Source organism: Microbacterium sp. zg.Y909 (assembly GCF_024626565.1).
In genome coordinates this window covers 1-10697 of record NZ_JANJFJ010000140.1, presented here as the reverse complement: position 1 = coordinate 10697, position 10697 = coordinate 1, and the positions used below count along the sequence as shown (strand labels likewise).

General features: G+C 70.3%; 11 protein-coding genes. 2 read left to right on the top strand and 9 right to left on the bottom strand.

The window, feature by feature from the left end; translation table 11 throughout:
• The 3 genes from NQ160_RS11620 to NQ160_RS11610 all read right to left on the bottom strand — a co-directional run.
• Positions 1-544 (bottom strand): signal recognition particle receptor subunit alpha (locus NQ160_RS11620; RefSeq protein WP_257515396.1); only part of this gene is annotated, 544 nt, incomplete at its 3' end.
• A gap of 18 nt (positions 545-562) precedes the next feature.
• Positions 563-4054 (bottom strand): chromosome segregation protein SMC, encoded by a 3492-nt coding sequence (gene smc / locus NQ160_RS11615; RefSeq protein WP_257515395.1) that lies wholly within the window; start codon positions 4052-4054, stop codon positions 563-565.
• A gap of 117 nt (positions 4055-4171) precedes the next feature.
• Complete coding sequence (locus NQ160_RS11610; protein ID WP_257515394.1) at positions 4172-4321, bottom strand: hypothetical protein; 150 nt, start codon at positions 4319-4321, stop codon at positions 4172-4174.
• A gap of 112 nt (positions 4322-4433) precedes the next feature.
• Between NQ160_RS11610 and NQ160_RS11605 the strand changes: the two genes are divergently transcribed.
• Together NQ160_RS11605 and NQ160_RS11600 are read left to right on the top strand one after the other, a co-directional pair.
• On the top strand, positions 4434-4682 hold the full coding sequence (locus NQ160_RS11605; RefSeq protein ID WP_257515393.1) for a hypothetical protein: 249 nt from the start codon (positions 4434-4436) through the stop codon (positions 4680-4682).
• 43 nt (positions 4683-4725) lie between these two features.
• The gene (locus tag NQ160_RS11600) at positions 4726-5814 is read left to right on the top strand and encodes a GNAT family N-acetyltransferase (RefSeq protein WP_257515392.1); all 1089 of its coding nucleotides are present in this window, start codon (positions 4726-4728) and stop codon (positions 5812-5814) included.
• A 22-nt stretch (positions 5815-5836) separates the two neighbouring features.
• On the opposite strand, the gene mutM is transcribed toward NQ160_RS11600, so the two are convergent.
• The 6 genes from mutM to NQ160_RS11570 all read right to left on the bottom strand — a co-directional run.
• Entirely contained in the window at positions 5837-6742 is a 906-nt protein-coding gene (gene mutM / locus NQ160_RS11595; RefSeq protein WP_257515391.1) for a bifunctional DNA-formamidopyrimidine glycosylase/DNA-(apurinic or apyrimidinic site) lyase, read from the bottom strand.
• On the bottom strand, positions 6735-7427 hold the full coding sequence (gene rnc, locus NQ160_RS11590; RefSeq protein ID WP_257515390.1) for a ribonuclease III: 693 nt from the start codon (positions 7425-7427) through the stop codon (positions 6735-6737). Before rnc ends, mutM begins: the two co-directional genes overlap by 8 nt.
• Before the next feature lie 12 nt (positions 7428-7439).
• Positions 7440-7649: a 50S ribosomal protein L32 gene (rpmF, locus tag NQ160_RS11585; RefSeq protein ID WP_013586329.1), complete on the bottom strand. Its 210-nt coding sequence runs from the start codon at positions 7647-7649 to the stop codon at positions 7440-7442.
• 2 nt (positions 7650-7651) lie between these two features.
• Positions 7652-8146 (bottom strand): YceD family protein, encoded by a 495-nt coding sequence (locus NQ160_RS11580; RefSeq protein WP_257515397.1) that lies wholly within the window; start codon positions 8144-8146, stop codon positions 7652-7654.
• Between the two features lie 113 nt (positions 8147-8259).
• Positions 8260-8757, bottom strand: coding sequence for a pantetheine-phosphate adenylyltransferase (gene coaD, locus NQ160_RS11575; RefSeq protein ID WP_257515389.1), 498 nt, complete (start codon positions 8755-8757; stop codon positions 8260-8262).
• Positions 8758-8800: 43 nt separating this feature from the next.
• Positions 8801-10697 (bottom strand): ATP-dependent DNA helicase RecG (locus NQ160_RS11570; protein WP_257515388.1); only part of this gene is annotated, 1897 nt, incomplete at its 5' end.

Below are 10697 nucleotides of genomic sequence, written 5' to 3'. Positions count from 1 at the left end.
CGGTGTCCACCAGCACGATCTCGGTGCCGGTGCGTTTGGCGTACTCGATCGTCTGGAACGCGACCGACGCCGGGTCCTGGCCCTCCTGCTGCGGGCGCACGATCGCCGCACCGCCGCGCTCGGCCCACGTGGCCAACTGGTCCACTGCGGCCGCGCGGAACGTGTCGGCCGCGCCGACGACCACCGTTCGCCCGTACCGCTGCAGGAACTTGGCGAACTTGCCGATGGTCGTGGTCTTGCCCACGCCGTTGACGCCGACGACCAGGACGACGGCGGGACGCTCGGTGAGGCGCAGGGTGCTGTCGAACTTCGCGAAGCGCTCTTCGAGCGTCTCGCGCAGCATGCGCTGCAGGTCGCGGGGATCGGTCGTGCGGTAGCGCTCGACCTTCTCCTGCAGCTCGTCGATGATGCGCTCGGTGATGTCGGGACCGAAATCCGCGGTCAGCAGCGCCGTCTCGAGGTCCTCCCAGGTGTTCTCGTCGATCGTGGGCTTGACGAACATGCCGCGCAGTGCGCGGCCGAGCGACCAGGAATTCTCCGCCATGGTTCCAGCCTAGGCGCGCTACGCGCTCTGCCTGTCGCGCACCACGCGCTGACCGACCACCGCAGAGACACCGTCCTGACGCATCGAGACGCCGTAGAGCGCATCGGCGATCTCCATCGTGCGCTTCTGATGGGTGATGACGATGAGCTGACTGGACTCACGCAGTTTCTCGAAGACTCCGAGCAGACGTCCGAGGTTGGCGTCGTCCAGCGCCGCCTCGACCTCGTCGAGGATGTAGAACGGGCTCGGCCGCGCCATGAAGATCGCCGTCAGCAGCGCGACCGCCGCGAGAGACCGCTCCCCTCCGGAAAGCAGCGACAGCCGCTCGATCTTCTTTCCCACCGGTCGCACGCTGACCTCGATCCCGGTGGTGAGCGGATTGTCGGGATCGGTCAGCGAGATGCTCCCCGTCCCGCCGGGGAAGAGGATCGGGAAGACCTCCGCGAACGCGTCCTTGGTGTCCTCGAAAGCGGCGAGGAAGATCGTCTGCATCCGCTCGTCGAGCTCCTCGATGATCGTCATCAGATCTGCGCGGGTCTGCGTCAGGTCGTTGAGCTGCTCGGTGAGGAACGCGTGCCGCTGCTCGAGCGCGGCGAACTCCTCCAGCGCGAGCGGGTTGACCCTGCCCAGCTGACCGAGCTTGCGCTCGGCATCTTGCAGACGCCGGCGCTGCGCCGCGCGGTCGTACGGTTCGGTGTGCTCGTCGTCGTCGGCTGTCGGAGCCGGAACGGGCTGATCCGGACCGTATTCCGAAATCAGAATATTCTCATCGAGGCCCAGCTCCGAGGCGACACGTTCGCGCAGACTCGTCACGTGGAGCCGCTTCTCGTGGATCTGCATCTCGAGACCGTGAACACTCTCGGTGAGGCCGGCGAGTCGGTCGCGCACCGCGTTCTCCTGCGCGCGCAGCTCGGCGAGTTCGGCCGTGACGGCCGTGCGGGCAGATTCAGCGGATGCCAGCTCGACCCGGGCCTGCGACACCGACCGGTCCACGGAGTCCAGGAGCGGCGGCAGCTGCGCGACGACGTCGGCCGCGACGGCGCGCTGGGCACGGCGGATGACGGCGCGCCGGGCGGACTCTTCGGCCGCGGCCCGCTCGCGCTCGCGCTGGCGCTCCAGCTGCACGACCTGCTGCTCGCCCGCGCGGATCCGCTCACGGAGCGTCTCCACATCCAGCCGCGCACGCATCTCGGCATCCCGTGCCTGTTCGAGCGCCGCCAGCATGCCCTCCCGAGCCGATGCGTCGAGGATGGGACGTGGTGTCTCGAGCGCCTGCTGCAGCGCGTCGTCGGCCGCGCGCACGCGCGCCTCGGCTTCGGCGACGGCCGCCTCGGCCGGCCGCAGGCCCGACGCCAGACGTTCGCACTCGGCGATCGCGGCTTCATGACGCACGGTCGCGCGGTTGACCTGCTCGGTGTGGGCGGCAAGGGCGGCGTCGTGAGCACGCAGCGTCTCCAGCGCTGTCCGGGTGCGGTGGCGGGTGCCGTCGAGATGCTGCTGAGCGTCACGCAGGGCGTCCCGCAGCGAGTCCGCGACGACGACGATCTCGGACAGCCGGTCAACGGCGGCGTCGCGCTCGGCAGCGAGTTCGAGACGCGACCGCTCTCCCCCGCTGCCCGCGCGCACCGTGTGGGCCGTGACGATCTCGCCGGCCCGGGTGACCACGGTGACCCCCGCCGGAAGTTCCCCCAGCGCGTCGAAGTCCTCCGCGATCACGACCGACGACAACAGCCCGAGGATGCCGGGAGGGGCGGTCACCACGTCCGCGGCCGACACCGTGTTCGGCACCTCGACCCGCGGAGCACCCGCCCCGGCGCCGCCGATGGCGATGTCCACGCTGCCGAGGTCCGCGTCGCGGGCGAGACGGGCGATGGCATACGCCTCGTCGGGTGTGTCGACCAGCACGCCCTCGGCCAGCGGGCCGAGCACCGCGGCGATCGCCGCCTCGTATCCGGCCGTGACCTTGACCGCATCGCCGACGAGCCCGCGCACACCGGCTCTGCCCCGCGCGATGATCTCGGCCGCGGCGTTGCGCACATCCAGCGCCCGGCCGAGAGCCGCAGTCTGCGCCGTCAGCGCCTCGACCTCGCGCTCCGCGGCGTGCAGGCGCTCGCGGATGCCACCCACTGACGCCTCGGCGTCGTTCGCCTCGCGCTGTGCCCGCTCGTACAGCGCCGCATACTCGGCTGACGAGCCCTCGGGGACGAGATCGGGGTCGACGCCCGCGAGCACCTCCTCGGCCTCGGCCCGGCGAGCCAGGGCGGCGTCCAATGCCTTCTGCTGCCGCTCGACGCCCGCCCGCACGGCGGTCAGCTCCGAACGGGCGGCGTCGGCAGCGCCCCGCAGCTTCGACAGCCGCATGTCGTGCTCGGACACCAGAGCGCTCTGGGCGGCGATGTCGGCGTCGAGCGCGTCGAGTTCGGCGCGCGAGCGCATGACGCTGCGACCCGCCGCCTCGGCGGTGTCCTGAGCCGCGCCCAGACCCGCGCTGATGCGGTCGATCTCGGCGCGCGCCTCGTCGATGACCGCCTGCGAGACGGTCGTCTGCTCGAACAGCGGCGCATCGTCACCCGAGAGCAGGGCAAGGCGCTGATTACTCAGCGAATACAGGCCCCGCAGTCGCTCCTGCACCTGCTCGAGCGCGAAGGTGGTGCGACGGGCGCGGTCAACCGCCTCCGAGCGTTGCTCGGCTTCGAGTCGTTCCACCCGCACGCGCAATTGCTCGGCCTGGTCCTGCAGCACCAGTCGCTCGGCGTGGCGTTCCTGCTCATTGCGCGCGTGGTCGGCCAGCTGAGCCTTGAGGGCGACGAGGTCGTCGGCGTAGAGCCGCGCCTTCGCGTCGCGCACGACCGCAGCGATGGTGGCGGCCTCGCGGGCGATCTCGGCCTGCTTGCCCAGTGGCTTCAGCTGACGCCGCAGTTCACCGGCGAGATCGGAGAGCCGGGTGAGGTTCGCCTCCATCGCGGTGAGCTTGCGAAGCGTCTTCTCCTTGCGACGGCGGTGCTTCAGGATGCCGGCAGCCTCTTCGATGAACCCGCGGCGGTCCTCGGGCGACGCCTGCAGCACGCTGTCCAGCCGGCCCTGGCCCACGATGACGTGCATCTCGCGGCCCAGTCCCGAGTCGCTCAGCAGCTCCTGCACGTCGAGCAGGCGGCAGCTCTGGCCGTTGATCGCGTATTCGCTCGCGCCGTTCCGGAAAAGCGTGCGGCTTATCGTCACCTCGCTGTACTCGATCGGCAGCGCCCCGTCGGAGTTGTCGATCGTCAGCTGCACCTCGGCCCGCCCGAGCGGCCCGCGGGTCGCCGTGCCGGCGAAGATGACGTCCTCCATCTTTCCACCGCGAAGGGTCTTTGCCCCCTGCTCCCCCATGACCCAAGCGAGGGCGTCGACGACGTTGGACTTGCCCGACCCATTGGGCCCGACGATGCAGGTCACGCCCGGTTCGAGGGCGAAGGTGGTCGGCTGGGCGAACGACTTGAAACCTTTGAGCGTCAGGCTCTTCAGGTGCATGGGCGCCCTCCGTCACGGTTTCCCGACCACGCTACTGTGGCGCGGGCTTGACGTGCGCACCGCCACGCGCTATGTTCCTTGATCGCGTCAGAAGTTGAGAGGAGGTTCCCACATGTTTTACATCAACTGCCCAGCGTTGACCACCGCGTTCGTCGCGTCCACGTCGCTGCGCCGCCCCACGGGAACCGCCGCCTCCTTCAGGGCCGGGATCACCGGCCGCACGTCAGCCGCCGCGTGACCTGAGCGCACCAGAGCTCCGTCCGCCACGCAGGAGAATCTCCTCCGCGTCCCGCCGCCCGTCTTTCGGCGGCTCTCCATTCCGTCGTGCTCGGCACGTCCCTCCGCCGCTGTCGTGGCGGCATCCTCTCTCGGAGAAACCATGAACACCCTCACGGTCTCGCGCGCCGCCCGCGCGCTGGACACCGTCCGAACGACCGACCGACAAACGCACGCGCCGCTGCTCGACCGGCTCGCCATGCACGCAGCGCTGGCGCTGCTGCTGTGGAGCACCCGGCCGCGGCGTTCGAAGCCCACGTTCGACGACCTGGCCCGACGCGAGCGCCGGCTGGCCGATGTCGAACGCGAACGCGCGTGGCTGCTGCTGCAGAACCACACCTCCTTTCGTTGACCCCCTTCACCCAGGTCCGCGCCGCGGACCGGAACGGAACACCATGACCTCCCTCCTGGCCGACGTGCGGGTGCGCCCGCTCACCGTGCCGGCATCGCTCGATGCGCCCGACGCCGCAGATTTCACCGCGATGGTCGACGTGCGCAACCGCATCTTCGAGCAGATCTCGGGCCACACCGACCACACCTTCACCGCGGCCGAGCTGCTGCCCCACTTCCAGGACACCGAAGACGAAGAACGCTTCATGTGGCTGGTCGAGGTCGGCGACACCCTCGTCGGCCGCGTGGGCGTTGACCTGCCGCGCGAGCAGGGCTCACGCACCGCGTACTGGCTCATCGAGCTGCTGCGCGAGGCGTGGGGGCACGGCATCGGCTCACACGCCTACGAGCTGGTCGAGCGCACCGCCCGTGAGCACGGTCGCACCGTGCTGCAGGCCTGGGCCGAGCAGCCGCCTGTGGCGGACGGCGACGCCCTCGCCCCGCCGACCGGATTCGGTCAAGTGCCCCGGGACCACATCGCACGCTTCTTCCTGCGCCACGGCCACACCCTCGAGCAGGTGGAGCGGGCGAGCGCTCTGGACCTGACGGCGCCGATGGATCGCATCGAGCAGCTCTACGCCGAGGCGCAGGCCGCGGCGAAGGGCTACCGCGTCGTGCAGTGGCAGGCTCCGACACCGCAGGAGCGTCTCGAAGGCTATGCGTGGATGAAGTCGCGCATGTCCACCGATGTGCCGGCGGGCGCGATGGAGTTCGACGAGGAGACGTGGGATGCCGCACGCGTCGAACGCCACGACCGTCGCTATCTGGAGGGCGGGCGCACGCTGCAGGTGACCGCCGCGCAGCACATCGCGACCGGGGAACTCTGCGCCTTCAACGAGCTCGTCCTCGGCCAGGACGGCACCGCCGCGTCGCACCAGGAGGACACCCTCGTGCTGAAGGAGCACCGCGGGCACCGTCTCGGCATGCTCGTGAAGTGCGCGGGGCTGCTGTCGTGGCCAAGGCTCGCCCCGGAGTCGCCGCGGGTGATGACCTACAACGCCGAGGAGAACCGACCGATGCTCGACATCAACGAGGCGATCGGATTCGTTCCGATCTCGTACGAGGGCGCGTGGAAGAAAACCCTGCAGGACTGATGCCCTGCCCGCGGTCGCGGAGTCAGCTCCGCGGCCGCGGCGGCTTCTGACAGCGCGGGCAGAAATGGCTCGAGCGATTGGTGAACGACACCCGCACGATGGCGGACCCGCACCGTGGACACGGCTGGCCGGTACGGCCGTAGGCGTTGAGCGAGTGCGCGAAGTACCCGGCCTGGCCGTTGACGTTGACATACTGCGAATCGAAGCTCGTGCCGCCTTCGGCCAGCGCCTTCTCGAGCACGACGCGGATCTCGTGCAGCAGCCGATTCGCGGTGCGGGCCGACAGCACGGCAGCAGGCGTTTCGGGGTGCACCCGTGCCGCCCACAGCGCCTCGTCGGCATAGATGTTGCCGACGCCGCTCAGTACCGTCTGGTCCAGCAGCACGCGCTTGACCGCGGACCCTTTGCGGGACAGCGCCGCACGGAACCCGGCGTCCCGGAACGCCGGATCGAGCGGGTCGCGGGCGATGTGCGCCACCTGGGTCGGAACGGTCGCGGCATCCGTCCCCCAACCGCCCGGGGCTCCGTCGGGCGTCGGGATGAGTGCATCGACGGCGAGTGAGCCGAAGGTGCGCTGGTCTGCGAAAACGACCGCCAGATCGCCGTGCACCGGATGGGCGATGTCGAGGCGGATGCGCTCGTGCCGCTCCGGCGCGGCGCCGGGCTCCCGCAGCAGCATCTGGCCGCTCATGCCGAGGTGTGCGATCACCGCGTCGACACCGCCGTCGAGTGGGAGCCACAGGAACTTTCCGCGCCGGGCGGCGGCGACGATGCCACGGCCCTGCAGGTGGTCTTCGAACGACGCGGCATCACCGCGATGCCGCGTGATCGCGCGCGCATCGACGACGCTGACCCCCGTGATGCGGGCCCCCGCGACGGCGGGCGCGAGGCCCGCCCGCACGACCTCGACTTCGGGCAGTTCAGGCACGGGTGCTGAGCTCGCGCCACGCTGTGAGCGCCGCCGCCATCTCCGCCTGTTTTTTACTCGTGCCCGACCCGGCCGCGGTGAGGTCGCCCACGGTGACCGACGCCGTGAAGACGCGGTCGTGGTCGGGGCCGGACGCCTCGATGGCGTACACCGGCGGGCTGAGGGCGTTGCGCGCCGCGAGCTCCTGCAGGCTCGTCTTGGGATCCATGGCCGCGCCGTAGCGCTCGGGGTCCTGCAGCAGGGGTTCGACCAGGCGCAGCACGAGCGCCGTCGCCGCATCGGGTCCCGCCGAGAGGTAGGTCGCGCCGATCACGGCTTCCATCGTGTCGGCGAGGATCGAGTCCTTGTCGCGGCCGCCGGTCTGCTGCTCACCGCGGCCGAGCAGCAGGTAGGAGCCGAGGCCGATGCCGCGCGCCACCTCTGCCAGGGCGACGGTGGACACGACGCTCGCGCGACGCTTGGCCAGCTCGCCCTCGTCGAGGTCGGGGTGCGCCGTGAACAGACGCACTGTCACCGCCTGTCCGAGCACGGAGTCGCCCAGGAACTCGAGACGTTCGTTGTGCGGGATGCCGCCGGCCTCGTACGCGTACGAGCGGTGCGTCAATGCAAGCGACAGAAGCTCGGGGTCGATATCGACCCCGAGCTTGTCGACGAGCGTGGAACGCTCGTGGGTGACGTCAGTCACGCCGTCCGCCGATCAGACGTCGGCGACCTTGCGTCCCTTGTACTCCAGGAACAGTTCGGTACCCTGCGAGTCGGTGACGACCTTGGCCTGGTGGGGACGGCTGTAGACGACCTTGCCGTTCTCGATGGTCTTGACCAGCGCGGGGGCTTCGGCCTTCCACTGCGCGCGACGCGAGCGGGTGTTGGAACGCGAAACTTTGCGCTTCGGGGGGTTGCCTGCCATGGCTAGCTCTCTTCTGTGGTCTCGGCGCCGCGGCTGTCAGCCACGTCGTCGTTGGTAAAGGTCTTGAGGGCCGCCCAGCGCGGATCGACGGGTTCGCGGGGCTCGTGCACCGCTTCCGCAGTCAACCGCTCGCCCGTGATCGGGTCGAGCCCGGGACAATCCGGCTGACAGACCGGCTGGAACGGAAGCGACAGGACTATTGCATCCCTGACCAGAGTCTCCGTGTCGACAATGTCGTCGCGCAGCTCGAAGTCAGTCGCTCCCTCCCCAGGATAACCGAAGAGCTCCTGAAACTCGACTTCGACCGGCTGAACGATGTCGGTGAGGCAGCGGCCGCACACGCCGCGGTACAGCGTGTCGGCTTCACCGGTGACGAGGATCCCCTCGTGGACGGACTCCAGACGCACATCCAGGTGCACCGGCTCGCCCTGCTCGACGGTTACGAGCGACTCACCCCAGCGCTGGGGTGCGGCGGCCTCGACCTCGAACTCCCGCATTTCACCGGGACGGCGCACGATGTCCCGGACGGGGAACACGAAGGGGCCGCTGACATGCTTTCTCACCACGGTCCACCATGTTACCGGCGTCGGACCGCGCCGGCGTCGCGTGGTCAGATGTCGCGGGCACCCGTGTCGAGGAAACGCGCGACGGCAGCGGGCACGAACGGCGCGACATCTCCGCCGAGCGCGGCGACCTGGCGCACGAGCGAGCTCGACACGAGCGCGTGCGCGGGGTCGGGCAGCAGGAAGACCGTCTCGATCTGGGCCAGGTGCCGGTTGACGATCGCCATCGGCGTCTCGTACGCGACATCGACCTGTGAGCGGATGCCCTTCACCAGCACCCCGGCGTCGACGTCGGTGGCGTAGTCGACGAGAAGCCCCATGCTCCAGGAGGCGACCACGACGTCGCCCTGGATCTCGCTCTCCGCGATGGACTGCTCCAGGAGCGTCAGGCGCTGTGCGATGGGAAGCATCGCCTCTTTGCCCGGGTTGTGCACCACCAGCACGTGCAGCCGGTCGTACAGCGCGGCGGCGCGGCGGATGACGTCGAGGTGCCCGAGCGTCGGGGGGTCGAAGGAACCGGGAACAACGGCGATCCGAGGGTTCATGCCCCCAGCGTATCGCCGTCGGCGGCACGCTCCTGACGCGGGCTCAGCTCTTGGCGAGGGCGGCGCGCTCCTCCACGTCGAGGCGCCGGTCGATGGAGGCGGCCAGGCCCGGGTGTGCGGTGAGTGCCGGATCCTCGGCCAGGACGCGTTCCGCCTCCTCACGGGCGATGGCGATCAGATCGGCATCCTTGACGACGCGCAGCAGGCGCAGGGACGACCGGGCACCGGACTGGGCGTCGCCGAGCACGTCACCCTCCCCCCGCAGCTCGAGGTCGACCTCGGCCAGTTCGAACCCGTCCGTCGTCGCCGCGACCGCCTCCACCCTCTCCCGCGACGGGGTGCCCGCGGGCGCCTCTGTCACGAGCAGGCACAGGCCGGGGACCGCGCCACGACCGACGCGTCCGCGCAGCTGATGCAGCTGAGAGACGCCGAAGCGGTCGGCTTCGAGGATCACCATGGTCGAGGCGTTCGGGACGTCGACCCCGACCTCGACGACGGTCGTCGCCACCAGCACGTCGATGTCGCCGCGGGCGAAGGCCTGCATGACAGCATCCTTCTCCTCCCCCGGCATGCGCCCGTGCAGGATCGCCACGCGCAGCTGCTCGTAGGCGGGATGCCGCGCCAGCAGCTCCTGCACCTGCACGACCCCCCAGCGGGTGCGCTCGGGAACCCCCTCTGACGGGCCTGCGGGCTCATCTGCGGTGTCGTCCTTGACGAGCGCCTCGGCGTCGATGGCCGCGCACACGACGAACGCCTGGCGGCCCTGGGCCACCTCTTCGGCGATGCGGTCCCACACCCGCGCGAACCAGCCGGGCTTCTCTGCCAGCGGTGCGACGAAGGATGAGATGCCGGCGCGCCCGGCGGGCATGGTGCGGATGGTCGACACGTCGAGGTCGCCGAATACCGTCATCGCGACCGTCCGCGGGATGGGCGTGGCCGTCAGCACGAGCACGTGCGGCGCGGTTCCCTTGGCACGAAGGGCCTCGCGCTGCTCGACTCCGAAGCGATGCTGCTCGTCTACCACCACGAGCCCCAGGTCCGCGAAGGTCGTCGACGCGCTCAGCAGCGCGTGGGTGCCCACGACGATGCGCGCCTGGCCCGAGGCCGCGCGCAGCGCCGCCTTGCGGCGCTCGGCGGCCGTGAGCTGTCCGGTGAGGAGCGTGGGCATGAGCTCGGGAGCCAGGCGGGGGCCGAGCATGCGGGCGATGGAGCGCACGTGCTGCGCGGCGAGCACCTCGGTGGGGGCGATGAGCGCCGCCTGTCCCCCGGTCTCGGCCACCTGCAGCATGGCGCGCAGGGCGACGAGGGTCTTGCCGGAACCGACTTCGCCCTGCACGAGCCGGTTCATCGGCCACGCGCCTTCGAGGTCGGACGCGATGCGGCGACCGACGCTCTCCTGGTCGGGGGTGAGGGCGAACGGCAGTGCTGCGTCGAACTGTGCAAGCAGCCCCCCGGGCGTGGCGGTGCGCGACGTCGCCGACAGGGAGCGCACCTGCTCACGCTGCTGCAGCAGGGCCGACTGCAGCACGAACGCCTCATGCGTTCGGAGGGTCTCCTGTGCCTGGCCGATCTGCTCGAAAGTCTCGGGGCGGTGGATGCGCTCCAGCGCGGTGCGCGCGTCGAGCAGGTCGCGCGCGACGCGGAACGACTCCGGGAGGGGGTCGGGCACCGAGTCGAGCACGTCGAGCACGGTGTCGACGGTCTTCTTGATCTGCCAGCTGGCCACCGTGCTCGTGGCGGGGTAGATGGGGACCGGTTCGGTCGACCGCGCGCGGGCGGCCGTCAGGGCGACGGTGTCGTCCTCGAACAGCTGATAGTCGGGATGGGCGAACTGCTGCGCGCCGCGGTAGATCCCGACCTTTCCCGAGAAGATCCCCCGCCGTCCGGGGGTCAGCTCCGCCGCGCGCCATGCCTGGTTGAAGAACGTCAGCACGAGGGCA

Coding starts and splice junctions, on each gene's coding strand:
- rpmF (WP_013586329.1), bottom strand. CDS start 7,649: ATGGCAGGCAACCCCCCGAAGCGCAAAGTTTCGCGTTCCAACACCCGC.
- smc (WP_257515395.1), bottom strand. CDS start 4,054: ATGCACCTGAAGAGCCTGACGCTCAAAGGTTTCAAGTCGTTCGCCCAG.
- coaD (WP_257515389.1), bottom strand. CDS start 8,757: ATGAACCCTCGGATCGCCGTTGTTCCCGGTTCCTTCGACCCCCCGACG.
- NQ160_RS11600 (WP_257515392.1), top strand. CDS start 4,726: ATGACCTCCCTCCTGGCCGACGTGCGGGTGCGCCCGCTCACCGTGCCG.
- NQ160_RS11580 (WP_257515397.1), bottom strand. CDS start 8,146: ATGCGGGAGTTCGAGGTCGAGGCCGCCGCACCCCAGCGCTGGGGTGAG.
- NQ160_RS11605 (WP_257515393.1), top strand. CDS start 4,434: ATGAACACCCTCACGGTCTCGCGCGCCGCCCGCGCGCTGGACACCGTC.